General features: G+C 74.3%; 16 protein-coding genes. 7 read left to right on the top strand and 9 right to left on the bottom strand.

Annotation, left to right across the window (positions count from 1 at the left end; genetic code table 11):
• Nucleotides 1–8 precede the first annotated feature (8 nt).
• From PX701_RS02960 to PX701_RS02945, 4 genes are all read right to left on the bottom strand, one after another.
• Nucleotides 9–1,655: a glycoside hydrolase family 10-like protein gene (locus PX701_RS02960; RefSeq protein WP_275505442.1), complete on the bottom strand. Its 1,647-nt coding sequence runs from the start codon at nucleotides 1,653–1,655 to the stop codon at nucleotides 9–11.
• Between the two features lie 80 nt (nucleotides 1,656–1,735).
• Nucleotides 1,736–2,599 (bottom strand): 5-oxoprolinase subunit C family protein, encoded by an 864-nt coding sequence (locus PX701_RS02955; protein ID WP_275505441.1) that lies wholly within the window; start codon nucleotides 2,597–2,599, stop codon nucleotides 1,736–1,738.
• Nucleotides 2,599–3,234 carry a 5-oxoprolinase subunit B family protein gene (locus tag PX701_RS02950; protein ID WP_275505440.1) on the bottom strand — a complete coding sequence of 212 codons (636 nt, stop codon included), beginning with the start codon at nucleotides 3,232–3,234 and terminating at the stop codon, nucleotides 2,599–2,601. The genes PX701_RS02955 and PX701_RS02950 overlap by 1 nt, the downstream gene beginning before the upstream one ends.
• Entirely contained in the window at nucleotides 3,231–3,992 is a 762-nt protein-coding gene (locus tag PX701_RS02945; RefSeq protein WP_231430058.1) for a LamB/YcsF family protein, read from the bottom strand. Before PX701_RS02945 ends, PX701_RS02950 begins: the two co-directional genes overlap by 4 nt.
• A 51-nt stretch (nucleotides 3,993–4,043) precedes the next feature.
• Between PX701_RS02945 and PX701_RS02940 the strand changes: the two genes are divergently transcribed.
• From PX701_RS02940 to PX701_RS02930, 3 genes are all read left to right on the top strand, one after another.
• On the top strand, nucleotides 4,044–5,222 hold the full coding sequence (locus PX701_RS02940) for a PQQ-dependent sugar dehydrogenase (RefSeq protein ID WP_275505439.1): 1,179 nt from the start codon (nucleotides 4,044–4,046) through the stop codon (nucleotides 5,220–5,222).
• Between the two features lie 84 nt (nucleotides 5,223–5,306).
• Complete coding sequence (locus tag PX701_RS02935; RefSeq protein ID WP_231430056.1) at nucleotides 5,307–5,804, top strand: SprT-like domain-containing protein; 498 nt, start codon at nucleotides 5,307–5,309, stop codon at nucleotides 5,802–5,804.
• A gap of 49 nt (nucleotides 5,805–5,853) precedes the next feature.
• The gene (locus tag PX701_RS02930) at nucleotides 5,854–6,546 is read left to right on the top strand and encodes a CGNR zinc finger domain-containing protein (RefSeq protein WP_275505438.1); all 693 of its coding nucleotides are present in this window, start codon (nucleotides 5,854–5,856) and stop codon (nucleotides 6,544–6,546) included.
• Between the two features lie 129 nt (nucleotides 6,547–6,675).
• On the opposite strand, the gene PX701_RS02925 is transcribed toward PX701_RS02930, so the two are convergent.
• The 3 genes from PX701_RS02925 to PX701_RS02915 are packed head-to-tail and all read right to left on the bottom strand — an operon-like array spanning nucleotide 6,676 to nucleotide 11,757.
• Nucleotides 6,676–9,717, bottom strand: a complete 3,042-nt coding sequence (locus PX701_RS02925) for a hypothetical protein (RefSeq protein WP_275505437.1) — start codon at nucleotides 9,715–9,717, stop codon at nucleotides 6,676–6,678.
• 9 nt (nucleotides 9,718–9,726) lie between these two features.
• A complete protein-coding gene (locus PX701_RS02920) occupies nucleotides 9,727–10,497 on the bottom strand; it encodes a 2-phosphosulfolactate phosphatase (RefSeq protein ID WP_275505436.1) in 771 nt (256 codons plus the stop codon).
• A gap of 9 nt (nucleotides 10,498–10,506) precedes the next feature.
• A complete protein-coding gene (locus PX701_RS02915) occupies nucleotides 10,507–11,757 on the bottom strand; it encodes a coiled-coil domain-containing protein (RefSeq protein WP_275505435.1) in 1,251 nt (416 codons plus the stop codon).
• Between the two features lie 105 nt (nucleotides 11,758–11,862).
• On the opposite strand from PX701_RS02915, the gene PX701_RS02910 reads away from it, so the two are divergent.
• The 4 genes from PX701_RS02910 to PX701_RS02895 all read left to right on the top strand — a co-directional run bounded on the left by PX701_RS02910 (nucleotide 11,863) and on the right by PX701_RS02895 (nucleotide 15,871).
• Nucleotides 11,863–12,411 (top strand): hypothetical protein, encoded by a 549-nt coding sequence (locus PX701_RS02910; RefSeq protein WP_275505434.1) that lies wholly within the window; start codon nucleotides 11,863–11,865, stop codon nucleotides 12,409–12,411.
• On the top strand, nucleotides 12,408–13,037 hold the full coding sequence (locus PX701_RS02905) for a DUF1684 domain-containing protein (RefSeq protein WP_231430050.1): 630 nt from the start codon (nucleotides 12,408–12,410) through the stop codon (nucleotides 13,035–13,037). The genes PX701_RS02910 and PX701_RS02905 overlap by 4 nt, the downstream gene beginning before the upstream one ends.
• A gap of 260 nt (nucleotides 13,038–13,297) precedes the next feature.
• The gene (locus tag PX701_RS02900; protein WP_231430049.1) at nucleotides 13,298–14,848 is read left to right on the top strand and encodes a DEAD/DEAH box helicase; all 1,551 of its coding nucleotides are present in this window, start codon (nucleotides 13,298–13,300) and stop codon (nucleotides 14,846–14,848) included.
• Nucleotides 14,849–15,280: 432 nt separating this feature from the next.
• Nucleotides 15,281–15,871, top strand: coding sequence for a hypothetical protein (locus PX701_RS02895; protein ID WP_275505433.1), 591 nt, complete (start codon nucleotides 15,281–15,283; stop codon nucleotides 15,869–15,871).
• A 6-nt stretch (nucleotides 15,872–15,877) separates the two neighbouring features.
• Here the strand turns inward: PX701_RS02895 and PX701_RS02890 are convergent, their stop codons facing one another.
• Nucleotides 15,878–16,378 (bottom strand): hypothetical protein, encoded by a 501-nt coding sequence (locus PX701_RS02890; RefSeq protein WP_231430047.1) that lies wholly within the window; start codon nucleotides 16,376–16,378, stop codon nucleotides 15,878–15,880.
• Nucleotides 16,375–17,016, bottom strand: a complete 642-nt coding sequence (locus tag PX701_RS02885) for an RNA polymerase sigma factor (protein WP_231430046.1) — start codon at nucleotides 17,014–17,016, stop codon at nucleotides 16,375–16,377. Before PX701_RS02885 ends, PX701_RS02890 begins: the two co-directional genes overlap by 4 nt.
• Nucleotides 17,017–17,113: the final 97 nt, after the last annotated feature.

Genomic DNA, 17,113 nt, shown 5'->3' with positions numbered 1-17,113 from the left:
ACGCCGGGTCAGCCGATCGCGGCGGCGCGGCTCGGCGTGCTCTCGTTCCAGACCCGGTCGAGCGCGGTCACGGCGTACGTGTACGGGCGATCGGCCTCGGCCGAGCCATCCACCCAGCGCTGCACGACCCCTGAGCCGGCGCGCACGGTCGCGACGAGGTTGGCCGCGTCCTCCACGTCGATCGCGCCGGCCGCGCCGTCGACGCGGTAGATCGCGAACGAGGTCGCCCGCCGCGAGGGCGGCACGGCGTCCGACCACTGCAGGGAGACGCCGCCGTCGCCGCGCTCGGGGTCGGCGAGCACGGGCGCCCGGACCGCGGTCGCGGGCAGCCACTCCATCGCTGGCACGATCGCGGGGCGCGAGTAGTGGTCGACGAGCACGCGCGACATCGAGCCCCGCGGGTCGGCGGGCACGTGCTTGGCCGAGAAGTACACGTTGCCGTGCACGGGCGTGCCCTGCTCGGTCACGCCGCGGTCGAACGCCAGGTGGTTCGAGAGCTCGGCCGGGTCGGTGAACACCCCCGACGTCACCTTGTAGAGCGCCTCACCGATGTAGAGGTGCGTGCCGCTCGTCGCGGCGACGTCGGCCCACCACGGCACGAGCTTCGCGTAGTCGGCGACGGCGAGCCCGATCTGCCAGTACACCTGCGGGTTGATGTAGTCGAGCCAGCCCTCGAGCACCCACTTGCGCGTGTCGGCGAACTGCAGGTCGTACGACTGCGAGCCGCCGGTCTCCGAGCCGAGCGGGTCGGTGGCGCGGTTGCGCCAGATGCCGAACGGGCTGATGCCGAACTTGACCCATGGCTTCAGTGCCTTGATGCGCTCGGAGATCGAGCTCACGAACGTGTCGACGTTGTGCCGGCGCCAGTCGGCGACGTCGTCGAAGCCGGCGCCGTGCGCGGCGTAGGTCGCGGCATCCGGAATCGTCTGCCCGGCCACCGGATAGGGGTAGAAGTAGTCGTCGAAGTGCACGCCGTCGAGGTCGTAGTGCTCGACCGAGTGCAGGATCGCCTGCTGAATGTGCTCCTGCGCCTCGGGGAGTCCCGGGTCGAAGTAGAGCTTGCCGCCGTACGCCCACACCCAGTCGGGGTGCACGCGGGCGGGGTGCTCTGGCACGAGCTTCGCGGGGTCGGCCTGCATCGAGACGCGGTAGGGGTTGTACCAGGCGTGCAGTTCGAGGTTGCGGGCGTGCGCCTCGTCGACGATGAAGGCGAGCGGGTCGTAGCCCGGGTCCTGCCCCTGCACGCCCGTGAGGTACTGCGACCACGGCTCGAGCGGGCTCGGCCAGAACGCGTCGGCGGTGGGGCGCACCTGCACGAACACGGCGTTGAGGCGGAACTGCTCGGCGACGTCGAGCCAGTGAAGGAACTCGGCGCGCTGCTCGTCGGCCGTGAGGCCGGTGCGGCTCGGCCAGTCGATGTTCACGACCGATGAGATCCACATGGCGCGGAGCTCCCGCTTGCGCGGACCCGTCGCCGCGGCGGGGGCGGTGGCGCCCGCCCCGGTCGCGTGCGCAGGCGTCGGTGCGAGCGACCCGACGGTCACGGTGAACGCCGATGCGGCGACGCCCGCGACGGCGAGGGTCAGGAATCCGCGGCGGCCGAGGCCGGCGGCCTCGGCATCGGCGGGGTGGTCGTGCGGCTGTGCGAGGGGCATCTTCGGTCCTCCGAGTCGGTCTGACTCGGAAAATACTTCCACACGCAGTCGATCTTGTGAAGAGTTTCTTCCAGAGCGGCTCACGCGTGCCGGAAGCGCAACTCCTGCCCGGGCCGCAGCTGCGCCACCGCGTCGAGCGAGGCCGCGGCGACGATCGCGATCACGGGATAGCCGCCCGTGACCGGCCGGTCGGCGAGCAGGATCGTCGGCTGCCCGTCGCCCGACACCTGGATCGAGCCCGGCACCGTCGCCTCGCTCGCGAGCTCGCCGACGGCGCGACGCCCGAGCGCCGGCCCGACGAGTCGCACGCCGACGCGGTCGGCGCGCTCGGAGACGCGCCACGGCGTCTCGAACAGGGCGGCGCGCGCCGCGTCGGTGAACCAGTCGGCGCGCGGCCCCGGGCGCAGCGCGAGGGTCACGGTCTCGTCGGGCGGCGCGAACGCGGCCTCCTGGTCGAGCGCCGGCACGGATGCCTCGGGCTCGTCGCCGATCACGAGCTCGCGCCCCGGCCCCACCGGCTCGGGACCGAGGCCGGCCAGCGTGTCGCGCGAGCGCGACCCGAGCACCGGGGGCTCGTCGATGCCGCCGCGCACGGCAAGCGCGTAGCGCAGCCCGCGCTCGGCGGTGCCGAGCTCGAGCACCGCGCCGTCGGGCGCGCGCGCAGCCGTGTACGGCGCCACCGGGCGACCGTCGAGCGTGATCGGCCCCCAGGCGCCCGCGACCGCGAACCACGTGCCGCCGCCGACCACCCGAGCGCGGAGCCCGCCGACGAGGACCTCGAGGATCGCGGCGCCGTCGGGGTTTCCGACGAGCCGGTTCGCGAGCCGTGCGGCGCCCCGGTCGAGCGCCCCGGAACCTGCGACCCCGAGGTGGGCGAGGCCCGGGCGGCCGAGGTCCTCCACGAGGGCGAGCGGTCCGACCGCCTCGATGATCAGGCGGCGCATCACCGCACCGCCTCGAATCGGACACGACGCCCCGGTGCGAGGAGCGCGGGATCGGCGCGATCGGGATTCCACAACTCGGCGTCGGTGCGACCGATCAGGCGCCAGCCGCCCGGGCTCTCCCTGGGGTACACGCCCGAGAACGCCCCCGCGAGCGCGACCGCGCCGGCCGGGACCCGGGTCCGCGGCGCGTCGAGCCGCGGCACCTCGAACGGCCAGTCGTCGCTCACGAGGTAGCCGAATCCCGGCGCGAACCCGCCGAACGCGACCCTCCAGCGCGCCGCAGAATGGCGCGCCACGAGCGACTCGGCCGACCAGCCGAGCGGCGCGGCGGTCTCGTCGAGGTCGTCGCCGTCGTACATGACGCGCACGATCGCCTCGTCATCGACCGGGCCGCGCCGATCGGCGCCGGCCGACGTCGTCGCACCCTGGACCCGGCGCACCCAGGTCTCGGCCGACTCGAGCGGCAGCCGCTCGGGGTCGACCGCCACGAGGATCGTGCGCGCGGCCGGAACGAGCTCGACGAGGCCGGGCCGCGGGTCGGCGGCGAGGGCGTCGTGCAGGGCGAGCACCTCGTCGAGCGAGTCGCACTCGACGAGCAGCGCCGCCTCGCCGCTCGGCAGCAGTCGCCCGGTCACGCGAACGCCTCGATGCGGCACCCGGCGGACTCGAGCACGGCGCGCACGGCTCGCGCGATCGCGACGGCGCCCGGGGTGTCGCCGTGCAGGCACAGCGAGTCGGGGGCGAGCTCGACCCGGCTGCCGTCGTCGGCCGCGATCCCGCCCGTCTCGGCGAGCTCGAGCGCACGGTCGGCGGCTGCGGCGGGGTCGTCGATGACCGATCCCGGCTCGCCGCGCGGGGCGAGCGAGCCGTCGGCGGCGTAGCCGCGATCGACGAACGCCTCGCGCGCGTAGGCGAGCCCCGAGGCATCCGCCGCCTGCTCGAGCGCGCTCGCGGGCGGGCCGAGCACGACGAGCGAGGGGTCGTAGGCGGCGACGGCCTCGGCGAAGGCGTGCGCGGCCGAGGCGTCGGCGGCGAGGCGATGGTAGAGCGCCCCGTGCGCCTTCACGTAGCGCACGCGGGTGCCGGCGACGCGGGCGGCGCCGTCGAGCCCGCCGAGCTGCACCACGAGCTCGGCCGCGACCTCGGCCGGGGTCGCGTCGAGCGCTCGTCGTCCGAATCCGGCGAGATCGCGATAGCCGGGGTGGGCGCCGAGCACGACCCCGTGCTCGGCGGCGCGGCGGGCGCTCGCGAGCATCGTGATCGGGTCGCCCGCGTGGAAGCCGCAGGCGACGTTCGCGCTCGAGACGAGGCCGAACATGGCCGCGTCGTCGCCGACGCGCCACGCGCCGAACGACTCGCCGAGGTCGCTGTTGAGGTCGATCGCGGGCCGCATGCTCCCATTCTGCCGCCGTGCCGGGCAGACTGGGGTCGGGGAGGCGCAACCATGCGAACCGGGTCTCGGCAGTCCACCCGCCACGCGCGCGTCGCCGCGGCGACCGGCATCGTCGCCGTCGCGCTGCCGCTCGTCGCCTGCACGACGCACGAACCGGCACCCGGCCCGACGGGCTGGACGCCGAGCCCGTCGGTCACGACGACCCCGACGCCATCGGCCGAGCCGGCGCCGGTGCCGGTCGTGCCCGGCGGCGACGTCGGGGTGGTCGCCGAGGGGCTCGACGCACCGTGGTCGATCGCGCTCGTGCCCGGCGGCGGAGTGCTCGTCTCCGAGCGCGACCGGGGCGACGTCGTCGAGGTGCTCGCCGGGGGCTCGCTGCGCGTCGCGGGCACCGTGCCGGGCGTGGCGGCCGCCGGCGAGGGGGGCCTGCTCGGCATCGCGGTGCGGCCGGCCGACGACGACCGCGGCACCGAGCTCTACGCGTACCTCACCTCGTCGGACGACAACCGCATCGTCAGGATGCCGCTCACGGGCACGGCCGGCTCCCTCGCCCTCGGCACGGCAGAACCGGTGCTGACCGGTATCCCGAAGGCCGGCAACCACGACGGCGGACGGATCGCCTTCGGCCCCGACGGGATGCTCTACGCCACCACGGGCGACGCGGGCGTGGGCGAGGCGGCGCAGGACCCCGACTCGCTGTCGGGCAAGATCCTTCGGATGACGCCCGACGGCGCCCCCGCGCCCGGCAACCCGTTCGGCACGCTCGTCTACACGCTCGGCCACCGCAATCCGCAGGGCATCGCCTGGGATGCCTCGGGCGGGATGTGGGCCGCCGAGTTCGGCCAGAACACCTGGGACGAGCTCAACCGCATCGAGCCGGGTTCGAACTACGGCTGGCCCGTCGTCGAGGGCGCCGCCGGCGACCCGCGCTACGTCGACCCCGTGGTGCAGTGGTCGACGAGCGAGGCGAGCCCGAGCGCGCTCGCCGTGATCGGCGACACGCTCTTCCTCGCGGCGCTGCGCGGGCAGCGCATCTGGACGGTGGCGCCGGCGAGCGCGGCCGAGCCCACGACGACCCCGTGGTTCGCGGGCGAGTTCGGCCGTATCCGCGAGGTGGTGGAGTCGCCCGACGGGGCGCTCTGGTTCCTCACCAACAACACCGACGGGCGCGGCTCGCCGCGCGAGGGCGACGACCGGCTGCTGTCGGTCGACCTCGCACCCGGCGGCTGAGGCCGGTGTCCGTCGCGGGATTCGGCCCCGTTCGGGGGTGATCCGACCCTCCGGAAGGTCGGCGGCCGGCGCTATTCTCATCCCATGGCGGATCTCGAGCGGGTCAGGCGGTGGGCCGAGGCGCTCATCGTGCTGCACCTCGATCCCGAGGTCTGGAGCTTCGGGTTCGACAACGCCAAGAAGCGCGCCGGGCTCTGCAACTACACCGCGAAGCGCATCTCGGTGTCGCGGTACCTGGCCGCCCGGTACGACGACGACGAGGTGCACCAGATCCTGCTCCACGAGGTCGCCCACGCGATCGCGGGCCCGCGGGCCGGCCACGGCCCGAAGTGGGCGTCGATCGCCGCAGGCCTCGGCTTCGTGGGGCGGCGTACGCACGACGGCGAGGTCGCCCACGAGCTCGCCCCGTGGGTCGGCCGGTGCCCCGCCGGGCACGAGCACTACCGTTACCGCGAGCCCACGCGGCCGCTGAGCTGCGGGCTGTGCCGGCGCGGGTTCGACAGCGCGAACCTCATCGTCTGGCGGCATCGCGAGATCACCACGGCCGTGCGCCGGCGGGCGGCGAGCGCGGCGGCCGGCTGACCGTCCGCGGGGCGCGATCCGAGGCATCCGCAAGCGCTACGCTGATCGAGTGCCCGTCTCCACCGTGTCGATCCCGATCGGGCAATGGCTCGTTCCCGCAGAAGGCGTCACCTGGTGGTTCGACTCGGGATCGGTCGCCCTCGACTTCGCGACGACGGGTGCCATCGGCGGCGCGGCGGCCTCGGCCGGCGTCGAGCGCTTCCACTCCCCCGACGATCTCACCGAATGGCTGCGCGAGCGCTTTCCCGTCGCGGTCGGCCAGGCGCGTTCGCGCGACCTGTTCGACGCGGTCGCGCTGCGCGACGCGATCGCGCGGATGGCGGTCGCCGCGAGCCGCCACGAGCCGGCGCGATCGGGCGACATCGACCTCGTGAACCTCTACGCGGCGACACCCGATGTACCGCCGACGCTCGGCGGCGGATCGCGGCAGGCGGGCCGCTCGGTGCACACCGTGCCGCAGGCGCTGTCCACGATCGCGCGCGACGCCGTCGACCTGTTCTCGCCGGCGAACCTCGAGCGCATCCGCGAGTGCTCCGGCGACGACTGCGAGATCGTCTTCCTCGACACGTCGCGCGCGGCGACCCGACGCTGGTGCTCGATGCAGCGATGCGGCAACCGGGCGAAGGTCCGCGCCCACCGCGCCCGCAAGAGCGGCCGGACGCCGGCGGCGACCGGCGGCGCCCTGCAGACCACGCTCCCCGAGCCTGCGCCCGAGCCCGTCGAGCCCGACCGCGCGGCCTGACGCGCCGCCCCCGCCGGCGGATCGCCCGCCGCGTCCGCGCCGGCGGGCCCTCGTCGACCTCCGCACCGGTCCCAGCCGAGCGTGCACGCATCGCCCCGTGGCGGGGCGACGGGTGCACGCCCGAAGAGCTCAGGAAGCCGGGCGGCGCTTCGGCAGCGCGAGCAGCACGCCGGCGACGAGGAGCACCGCGCCGAAGGCCGCGGCGAACCACGCCGTCTCGCCCGGGATGTCGAGGTAGGTCGTGATGCCGAGGATGCGTGCGAGGCCCCACGGGAGCAGACCCATCTCGTCGTTCCAGAGCGTCAGCGCCCGCTCGAGGCCGATCGCGCCGACGACGACCGACGGCACCACGAGACCGGCGCCGACGGCGGCGAGCACGAAGCCGGTGGCCCGCCGCCCGCCGACCTGGGCCGTGAGCGCCCACCCCGCCGCGACGAACACCCAGACGAAGAGCGCGAAGGCGAGCGCGATGTACGCGGTGCGCAGCACGGGGTCCGTCCAGAACGCGAACCAGTACCCGCCCGGGCCCGTGAACGAGAGGGCGAAGAGCGTCACGATGCAGCGCAGCACCACGACGCCGCCGACCGCCGCGATCACCGGCCACGGCGAACGCCGTCGCACGAGCAGCCGCAGCACGAGGGCGAACACCGTCCAAGCTCCGATGACGACCGCGACGTGCGTCCACGACAGGAACGCCGTCTGCACCGCTCGCGTCGCCACGAGCAGGGCCACGGGCACGAGGAAGAGCAGCCAGCGGTCGAGGTCGAACATGCCGAGCGTCGACTCCCGTGCGCGCCAGGGGCGGGTCGACGCGATCCACGTGGCGCGCGCGGCCGCTGCGCCCGGCTTCGCGACGAGCCGCGTGCGCGCCGCGAGCATGCCGATCACGACCCACGCGAGCGCGAGCACGAGCAGCCCGCGGGCGAGCCACGCCATCACGAGGTCGCGCTCGGCCCGTTCGACGCCGAGCTGGGCGGCCGTGAGATTGAACGCCGGGTGATCGAGGTCGCCCTCGTACTGCTCGAGGTGCTCGGCCGCCCGCCGCTCGAAGGCGGCGCGATCGGCCGCCCATGCGTCGTGCGCGGCAGGTGAGAGCGTGTCGTGCCACTGCCCCTCGTGCAGGATCATCGCCCGGTAGGCCTCGAGGAGGCGCAGGGTGTCGAGCTCGTAGTCCAGGGTCGAGACGAACGCGTCGCGCAGCTCCGGCGAACGCCAGCTCGAGGCATCCGTCGCCGTTACGACCTCGCGCATCGCCTCGACGGCGTCGACCGCCTCGGCTCCGCTCGCGATCGCCGCATCGACCCCCTCCGCGTCGCCGCCGGCTGCGCCTGCGGAGTCGCGCACGATCGAGTACATGACGTCGAGCACGGCCGAGTCCCCGGTGAGGATGTCCCACTCGAAGATCCACATCATCGGCGGCGGTTCGAGCCCGATCGCGAACACGCGCTGCTCGGCGAACTGCTCGACGTACATGCCCTGCTCGATCGCCGAGCGCGAGCGCGTCATCGCGGCGACGATCGTCTCGACCGTCTCGGGGTCGTCGGAGAACCACTCGCGTGCCCAGTCCGCGGTGATGTCGGCCACGTCGGCGTCGGGGTCGATCGCGAGCTCGGCGGCGAGCTGCGTGTTCAGCTCGTAGAGCTGCCAGAATCCGGCCTTCAGGTAGAGGCTCATGGGTCCGGCCCGCCACGGACCGCCGTCCTGGGTCCACACCCACACGCCCTCGATGCGGTCGTTCGCCGCGAGCAGTTGCTGCAGCGCCCACTGGTACTGCGTGCCGAGGTCATTGGGGAACGCCCCGAAGTTCTCGAACTCACGGCGACTCTGGAACTCGACGATGCGCCGCTGCTCGCCCTGCTCGAGCGTGTGGTTGAGCGGCAGCCAGCTGTAGAAGTCGCCGAGCGTGTACTTCGTCGAGACGATGAGCGCCGGCGAGTCGATGCCGTCGAGCACGGCCTCGTACGAGGCGTCGTTCGTGTGCATGTCGCCGACGGCGCCGACGCCGACGCTCCAGGTGCGGAAGACGACCTCCCGATCGGCCTCCTCGGCCTGACCCGAGAACGCCTCGAGCATCGTGCGCACGGCGTCGACCGTCGTCACCTCGAGCGCCGAGTAGTAGTCCCAGCCGCCGACGTCGTAGATCGCGCCGGCCTCGCCGATGCGGATGAGCACGCCGTCGAGAGCCGGCACCGCGTCGTAGAGCTCGTCGAGGCCCGCCGTGTAGACGTCCCAGAATTCGGGGTCCTCGGTGTCGAGCGTGCCGAACCGGTCGGTGAGGTGGTGCTCGAGCGGGCCCGTGAGCGCAAGCATGTCGGTGCGCAGGAAGACCTTCACGCCGAGTTCGTCGGCGCGCTCCCAGAACGGGGCGAACGCCTCGCGCAGCGCGAGCGCCTTGTCGCGGTGGTCGTCGCCGTCGGCGTAGACCGGCCCGCCGGGAGCGCCGTCGAAGGTCACGAACTCGACGAAGCCCGGGAACGCGACGGCGTTGAACCCGTTCGCGAGCGAGTGCCGCAGGAACCCGTCGAAGTCGTCGTACGCCTCGGCGAGCGCCGCGTCGTCGATGTACGGCGCCTCGGGCTGCACGACCGCCGCGAAGGCCTTCGACGCGTGCGAGTAGTCGTCGCCGAACTCCCACTCGGCCGGGTCGGGCGCGACGCCGACCGCGCCGAGGTCGGTCATCCGCAGCGGGAGCCGCGACCGTTCGTGCGCGCCGACGAGGTCGGTGAGCGGCGCGGCCGCCCGCACCTGCGCGGCGAGGTCGTAGATCGCCCGCACGGTGCCGGCCTCGCTGCGCGCGACGATGCGCAGTGCCGATGCGTCGCCGCGCAGCTCGTAGCCGTCGTCGTCCGACGCATCGCGCAGCGTCTGCGCCTGGTCGACGGCGATCGACGCCGTGCCCTCGCGGGCCGGGGCGTCGGCGACCGCGTCGAGGAGCTCGTCGACCGCGACGCCGACCCGCTCGCTCTCGGGCACGTCGAGGGTCGTGAGCTCGGGCGGCGGCACGGGCGCCGCGACCTCGGGCACGACGGCGGCGGCCGGCCGCATCTGCTCGCTCGGCTCGGTGCGGATGCCGAGCGCGTCACCGACGGCGAACGCGACGCCGAGGCCGAGGGCGACCAGCACGAGGGCGGTGACGACGGCGAGGATGCCCCGCCGCGTCGCCGTCGTCATGGGGAGATCCTATTCGGCGATGAACACGCCGTCGTGCAGTACCGGCACGACGTCCGCGACGTCGCGCTCGGCCGCGAGCCGTGCGTCGCCCGCGTAGCCGAGCTCGCGCAACCGGACCCCGCTGCCCGACGCGCTGACGAGGTGCCCCGTCGCCCGCGAGAGGCCCTCGAACGCGGCGCACGCGACGGCGGCCTCGGGCGACGTGTGGTCGATGCCGCGGGCGACGAGCGCATCGACGACGGCACCCGCGACGAGCAGGTCCTCGAGCCCGAACCGCAGGTCGGCGCCGGCGGCCTCGCGTTCGCCGGCGGCGACGATCGAGATCATGAGCCGTTCGCCGCGTTCCGCCTGGAGCGCGAGCAGGCGCTCGGCGACGGCGCTGCGGTTGCGCATCGCCGCGGCGATCACGACGACGTCGCGTGCGCCGAGTGCGTGCGCGAGCGCGCCGCCGTTCGGCGAGGGCAGAACGACCGGGGATGCCGCGACACCGACCCAGCTCGCGGGCGAGAGAGTCGGGCCGGGTGCGCCGCGCCGGCCCGCGACGAGGCCGCCGCGCTCGGCCGCGAACGCCTCGGCACCTGCACGCGCCTCGGTTCCCGCCGGCCACGGCGCGACGGCGACCCCGTGCTCGGCCGCGACGACCACGCTGGTCGTGAACGAGAGCGCGTCGACGACGACGACCGCGTGCGCGCCGGGCAGGATGCGGTCGGCGCCCGCGAGGCCCCAGTCGAACCGGACCTGGTACTTGGCCTGCCCGAAGGGCGACGTCGAATCGGTCATCGCGACAGGCTACCGGCCGAGGCCGTCGTACCTGGCGAGGTCCTCGGCGTCGGTGGCGCGTGCGGTGGCGCGTCGGGCGGCGTCGAGGGCGACGACCGGGTCGGCTTCCTGCCGGGCGTTCCGCAGTTGCCGCTCGGCCTCTGCGAGCCGGGTGCGCGCGGCCGCGCCGACCGCGCCGCCGCCGCGTTCGATCGCGGCGCGCGCGACCGCGACCTGGCCCTCGGCGATCGAGATCGCACCGTCGAGCGCACCGCGCGCCCCGTCGAGGCGTGCCTGGGCGGTACGGGCGGCCGCACGGGCGGACTCGAGCCGGTCGCGCGCAGCGCGCAGGCGATCGCGGTCGAGCATCGGGTCGCGGGCGAACGCCGCGCGGGCGACGAGCGCCGCAGCACCGTCGCCGATCGCGTCGCCCAGTCGCGTCGCCGCGTCCGCGTCGTCGAGCGCGTCCCGTTCGCTGCGGGCGGCGGCGAGGTCGTGATCGAGCTCGACGGCGGCCCGCTCGGCGTCGCCACCGGCCGCGGCGAGGTCCGCCTCGGCGCCCTCGAGCTCGCCGAGGTCGCGACGGGCCCGATCCAGTGCGTCGGCAGCCCCGGCGAGCAGCTCGGCAGCGGGCTGACCGCGCTCGACGAGGCGACCGGCCTCGGCGAGCGCCGACTCCGCTTCGGCGTGGGCCGCCCGAGCGCGTTCGGCGGCGGTGCGAGCGGTGCCGAGCGCCGATCCGTCGTACCGCGAGGCCAAGCGCGCGAGCACGCCGTCCGACGCGTCGACGCGGCGACGCAGCTCGGCCTCCTCGTCGCGCAGCGCTGGCAGCTCGGCCCCGGCGCCCCGCTCGCGCCGGCGGCGCACGGCGAGCGCACCGTCGGCCTCGGCGAGCTCGACGAGCGCCGATCGGCAGAGGTCGTCGATGCGGGCGGCCCAGCCACGGCGGTCGACCGCGGAATCGGGTTCGGCGTCGTCGAGCCGCTGCTGCAGCAGGAACGCCTCGCGCAGTCGCGCCCTGGCGCGCTCGACCGCGACCCTCGTGTCCCGGGCGGTCGCGGCTCCGAACTGCGCCTCGGCGTAGGCGATCTCGCGGTCGGCGTCACGGACCGCGTCGTCGACCCGCACGATCAGCTGCTTCGCCCGCACCTCGGCCTCATCGGCCGCCGCGACGTCGCGACGGACGCGTCGCGAGGCGGCCCGGCGCAGGGCGACGACCGCGACGACGGCCAGCACGGCCGCGGCGCCGAACACGACGAGCGAGGGCAACCACGTGGGCATGCCCGGAGTCTAGATGAGCGACCTGACGGCGATTCCCGCGACCTCGACGCCCGCCACCACGACGAGGCACTTGGCACCGGCACCCGGCCGACCTACGCTCGGCTCATGCGGGTGCTCCTCAAACTCACGCTCGACTGCACGCCCGACGCGGCGTGGCGAGCGCTGCGCAGCCCGGCGGTGCTGCGCGAGGTCGTCGCACCCTGGCTCGACCTCGCCTCGCTCGAGCCGGGCGGGCTGCCGACGGTCTGGCCCGAGGGCGGGCATCATGTGCGAGCACTCGCGTTCCGCCGCTTCCCAGCGGGCGAAGAACTCGTGGAGATCAGCTTCCCCGGCGGCCTGCCGACCGGGGTCAGGATGCTGCGCGACAGCGGGGGCGCGCTCACCGGACCGCTCGCACGCTTCGGCCGCTGGGACCACCGGATGGCGATCTCGGCACTGCCCGACGGCCGCACCCTCTATCGCGATCGCCTGCTCGCGAGCGCAGGCGCCTGGGATCCGGTCGCGTGGTATCCGACGTGGGCGTTCTGGCAGTGGCGCGGGCACCGGCTGCGCCGGCTCGCGCCCGGCTGGTCGTTCGACCCGCCCGGGACCGCCGACGCGGCCTCCCGCGAGCCCGCCGGCGGCGACGCGGCCGCATCGGGGGTTCGGGCATGACCGACTCCATCGGCGCGCTGCAGCTGGCCGACTGGCGCCGGCGCGTGTTCGGACTGTACGCCGGGGTCCGGCACCTGAGCGTGCACGATCCCGCGGCGGGCCACGAACTGTGGAGATCGGGGCGCGATGAACTCTTCGCGGGACATCCTCGATCGCCGCTGCTGCCCGACGACCGGGCGCGGTTCACCGGCCTCGACATCGCCCGCTACGACCCCGACTGGCGCTTCGAGCTCGAGGTGCGCCGGCCCGAGGAGCCCGTGCGGCTGACGGTCGACGGCGGACCCGACGGCCCGATCCCGTTCACCCTCGTCGGCTCGGTGCGGCTGCCGTACCTCGGCTCGCTCGACGTCTGGCGGCTCGCCGGGTACGGCGGCGGCCTCTTCCTGCCCGTCAAGGACGCGCTCGCGGGCACCGCCGGCGGCACCTTCGGCGGCGGCCGGTACCTGATCGACACCGTGAAGGGGGCCGACCTGGGGCCGGGCGCCGACGGCGACTCGCTCGTCGTCGACTTCAACTTCGCGTACAACCCGTCGTGCGCGTACGACCCGTCGTGGTCGTGCCCGCTCGCGCCGGAGGGCAACGTGCTCAGGGCCGAGGTGCCGGTGGGCGAGCGGATGCCGCGGTGAACGGCGACGACCTCACAGCATCCGCCACGAGGCATCCGCTATGCTGGCCCACGGTGCGCGCGACGATCGCGCCGCCTGCGTCGTAGAAACGCTTCCGGGCCGGGTTCGAACTCGAGCCGCCCGATGACTCTCATACGGCGAACGGATGCGCCGACCGGCGCCTTCGCCACCTCCCCACCGCCGGGCCCACACAGCACCGCACCCCGAGTCGAACGACGGATGCGATGCGCCCGGCCGTGCCATGCCCCCGAAAGGCACCAGTGACCGACATCACCTTCGCAAGCCTCGGCGTCCCCGCGCCGCTCGTCGCGGCCCTCGCCGCCGACGGAAAGACCGTCCCCACCCCGATCCAGGCCGACTCGCTGCCCGACAGCCTCGCGGGCCGCGACGTGCTCGGCCGCGGCAAGACCGGCTCGGGCAAGACCATCGCCTTCGCGCTCCCGCTCGTCGCCCGGCTCGGCACGACGCTGGCCGGCGGCGGCCGCCGCGCCGGCCGCCCGCTCGGCCTCGTGCTCGCCCCGACCCGTGAGCTCGTCACCCAGATCGCCCGCACCATCGAGCCGTTCGCCGAGGCGTACGACCTCAAGGTGACGACGATCTTCGGCGGCATCAACCAGAAGCGCCAGGTCGAGGCGCTCCGCGCGGGCGTCGACATCGTCGTGGCCGCTCCCGGCCGCCTCGAGGACCTCATGCAGCAGGGCTACGTGCACCTCGACGCCGTCGAGATCACCGTGCTCGACGAGGCCGACCACATGGCCGACCTCGGCTTCCTCCCGGTCGTCACCCGCATCCTCGACAAGACGCCGCGCGGCGGCCAGCGCCTGCTGTTCTCGGCGACCCTCGACAACGGGGTCGACAAGCTCGTGAAGCGCTACCTCCAGAACGAGGTCCTGCACTCCGTCGACGAGGCGAACTCGCCCGTCGCCGCGATGACCCATCACGTGTTCCTCACCGACGACGCCGACACGAAGTTCGAGCTCGTGAAGACCCTCGCGAGCGGCATGGGCCGCCGCATCCTCTTCATGCGCACGAAGCACCACGCCAAGAAGCTCGCGAAGAAGCTCACCGAGCAGGGCATCCCCGCGGTCGACCTGCACGGCAACCTGTCGCAGCCGCAGCGCGACCGCAACCTCGCGGCCTTCTCCGACGGCTCGGCGAAGGTCATGGTCGCGACCGACGTCGCGGCCCGCGGCGTGCACGTCGACGACATCGAGCTCGTCGTCCACGTCGACCCGCCCATGGAGCACAAGGCGTACCTGCACCGCTCGGGCCGCACGGCCCGCGCCGGCAGCGAGGGCGACGTCGTGACGATCGCGATGCCGAGCCAGCTGCACGACCTCAAGCAGCTGCTGCGCAAGGCGGCCATCACGGTGACCCCGGCGCCTGCGACCCCCACCTCGCCCGAGGTCGTGAAGCTCGTCGGCGACGTCGCCCCGTACGTGAAGCCCGCGCCCCGCACGGCTGCGCCGCAGCAGGGCGGCGGCGGTCGCTCGCAGGGTGCCAACGCCCAGCGCAAGCGCGCAGCGCGCGACGCCCGCGGGCAGGGCGGTCGCCAGGGCGAGGGTGCCGGCCGCCGCGGCGACGCGGCCAAGCACGGGGATGCCGCGGGCAAGCCCCGCCGCGACCGTTCGGGTCGTCCGGCCGAGGCGAAGGCGCACGCTCCGAAGCAGGGTTCCGGTCACAGCCGCGGCGCCCAGACGACGGGCGCGCAGCGCCAGGCATCCGGCCGGGGCGCCAAGCAGCCGCTCCGCGTCGGCAGCCTCGTCACGCCCGATCGCAACGCGCGCACGAACCGCCGCGCGCAGGGCTGAGCCGCGGGCGCACCCCGCGCACCGCGCAAAAGACGAACCGAGGCCCGTGGAGTCACCGCTCCACGGGCCTCGGCCGTGCGGGTCGGCGTCCCCCGACCACCGACCCGCCGTCCCGTCCCCCGACGGGATCGGACCGCGTCCCCCCAAGGAGCGGTCCAGCTTCGAAGTTCACACGCCGAGCACCGTCCGGCCGATCTCGCTGCCGACGATCAACGCGACACCGACGGCCGCGGCTCCGGCCACCGCGAGCGCCACCAACGCGGTGGTCATGTTCTTCGTGCGACGCATCGTTCCTCCTGCCCTCATCACTGATATGTCCGGATGCGGACGAAAGGTTCCCGATTCGGGGAACTTTTTCCCGCCGTCCGGACATACCTGTATGGCGGGCCGCCCACCCGCCGCCTTTCCACCCGAAGGAAACGGAGCATCCGCATGCAATTCCGAGTCGCCGCCCGCACCGCCGCGGGCCTCGCGCTGGCGTTCGCCACCGCGCTCATCCCCGTCGTCCCGGCCGGCGCAGAGACGCTGATCGACCCGGCGCCTCCCGCAGCCAAGGAGCCCGCCGCGATCGAGGAGCACTGCGCGATCGGGCTCGACGCGGTCGCGGCCGCCGACCGCGCCGGCGCCGAAGCCCCCGAGCCGGTCTGCTTCTCGTCACTGGATGAGGTCGACCGCTACCTCGCCGAGCAGACCACCGACGACGGCAGCCGGCTCACGGCGGCCGCCGCCGCATCGGTGGCCGTCGGCCGGGTCTACAAGGACGCCAGCAAGGGCGGGTCGAGCCTCACCTTCTGGGGATCGAGCGGCTGCGCCGGCGTGACGTTCGGGTTCCCGTCGCTCTCGTCGGGGTGGAACAGCTCGATCAGCTCGCTGACCGGGCTCAACGGGTGCTGGGCGACCGCCTACGCCGCCACGAGCTACAGCGGCACCCGCGCCAACTGCACGCCGTACTGCGCGACGCTCGGCTCGCTCAACGACCGCGTGAAGTCGCTCGTCTTCCGCCCGACCGGTTCACTGGGCTGACGCCGGTCAGTCGACCGGGGCGGCGAGCCCGAGCGCGGCGCAGATCGAGGGGTTCGACGAGGGGACGACGGCGGCGGCGCCGTCGTCCATGACGCACAGCTGCAGGTGCTCGGGCACGCGACCGGGCGACGGGCTCACGGCCATCGGGTCGTAGTCGTCCTCGAAGAGCCCCTGCTCCCACATCAGCGTGCACAGTTCGATGGGATCGGTGGGCAGGCCGTTCGCGCCGTCCGCGACGGCCGCGCCCGAGCCCGGGTAGGTGCCGTCGGGGTTGCGCTCCGCCGCGCTCATGCAGTGCACGTACCCCGGTTCGGTCACCGGTTCGGGACTGAGCAGCACAGCCCCGGCCGTCGCCGCCACGCCCACGACGAGCGCGCCGAGGCCGCCCCAGCCGATGATGCGGTTGCGGCGGCGGCGCGCCTGCGCGGCCGGCTCCGCGCGCACGTGCTCGAGGAGCATCGCGCGGATCGCCGCGTCGCGCTCGGGTCGCATCTCGGGTCCGGTCATCCGAGCACCTCCATGTCGCCGGCCGACGCGGTCGCGCTGCGGGGCGTCTCGGGCGGCCCGGCGACGCCCGACTCCGGCCACGGCGACTCGCCGAGCGCCTCTTTCAGCTTCTTGCGGGCGCGCGAGAGCCGCGACTTCACCGATCCGATCGGCACGTCGAGCGCGGCGGCCGCGTCGGAGAGCGGGTACCCCTCGACGAGGCAGAGGTCGACCACCCGCCGCTCGGGAAGGGTGAGCCGTTCCAGGGCCGAGCGCAGCCGTCCCGAGATCCGTTCGCCGTCGATGCGCTCCTCGACCTCGCGGCTCGGGTCGACGGCGTGGGGGCCGCGGGGCACCGCCGCGAGCAGCCGGTCGTACCGGCGGGCCGATCGACGCATGTTGAGCGAGACGTTCGTGGTCACGATGAGCAACCACGGCAGGAGCGAACCGTCGACGAAGCGCACGCTCCGGCGACGGCGCCACGCCTCGAGGAAGACCATCGCCACGATGTCCTCGGCGTCGGCGGTGTTGAGCACCTGCGCGTACGCGCGGCGGAAGATGCGCGCCCGGTACCGGTCGTAGACCACGCCGAACGCCGCCTCCGTGCCCGAAGTCGCTTCGAGCCAGAGCGCCGAGTCGCTACGCCGATCCTGCTCCATGCCCGGCCAAGCCTAACCGGGCGCACGACGGTTCGAGCATTCGCGGGTCGCACCGCATGCTGCGAGAGTGCCATGCACTGATATGTCCGGATGCCGC

It is taken from the genome of Agromyces chromiiresistens (genome assembly GCF_029167465.1).
In the GTDB taxonomy this organism is placed as follows: Bacteria; Actinomycetota; Actinomycetes; order Actinomycetales; family Microbacteriaceae; genus Agromyces; species Agromyces chromiiresistens.
Note: the sequence above shows the minus strand (reverse complement) of the source record. Positions and strands in the feature narration are given on the sequence as shown.

Bases quoted from the DNA above. Each gene is read 5' to 3' on its own strand.
- PX701_RS02895 (WP_275505433.1), top strand. From the start codon at position 15,281: ATGCAATTCCGAGTCGCCGCCCGCACCGCCGCGGGCCTCGCGCTGGCG.
- PX701_RS02960 (WP_275505442.1), bottom strand. From the start codon at position 1,655: ATGCCCCTCGCACAGCCGCACGACCACCCCGCCGATGCCGAGGCCGCC.
- PX701_RS02935 (WP_231430056.1), top strand. From the start codon at position 5,307: ATGGCGGATCTCGAGCGGGTCAGGCGGTGGGCCGAGGCGCTCATCGTG.
- PX701_RS02885 (WP_231430046.1), bottom strand. From the start codon at position 17,016: ATGGAGCAGGATCGGCGTAGCGACTCGGCGCTCTGGCTCGAAGCGACT.
- PX701_RS02940 (WP_275505439.1), top strand. From the start codon at position 4,044: ATGCGAACCGGGTCTCGGCAGTCCACCCGCCACGCGCGCGTCGCCGCG.
- PX701_RS02910 (WP_275505434.1), top strand. From the start codon at position 11,863: ATGCGGGTGCTCCTCAAACTCACGCTCGACTGCACGCCCGACGCGGCG.
- PX701_RS02945 (WP_231430058.1), bottom strand. From the start codon at position 3,992: ATGCGGCCCGCGATCGACCTCAACAGCGACCTCGGCGAGTCGTTCGGC.
- PX701_RS02890 (WP_231430047.1), bottom strand. From the start codon at position 16,378: ATGACCGGACCCGAGATGCGACCCGAGCGCGACGCGGCGATCCGCGCG.
- PX701_RS02905 (WP_231430050.1), top strand. From the start codon at position 12,408: ATGACCGACTCCATCGGCGCGCTGCAGCTGGCCGACTGGCGCCGGCGC.
- PX701_RS02925 (WP_275505437.1), bottom strand. From the start codon at position 9,717: ATGACGACGGCGACGCGGCGGGGCATCCTCGCCGTCGTCACCGCCCTC.
- PX701_RS02915 (WP_275505435.1), bottom strand. From the start codon at position 11,757: ATGCCCACGTGGTTGCCCTCGCTCGTCGTGTTCGGCGCCGCGGCCGTG.
- PX701_RS02920 (WP_275505436.1), bottom strand. From the start codon at position 10,497: ATGACCGATTCGACGTCGCCCTTCGGGCAGGCCAAGTACCAGGTCCGG.
- PX701_RS02955 (WP_275505441.1), bottom strand. From the start codon at position 2,599: ATGCGCCGCCTGATCATCGAGGCGGTCGGACCGCTCGCCCTCGTGGAG.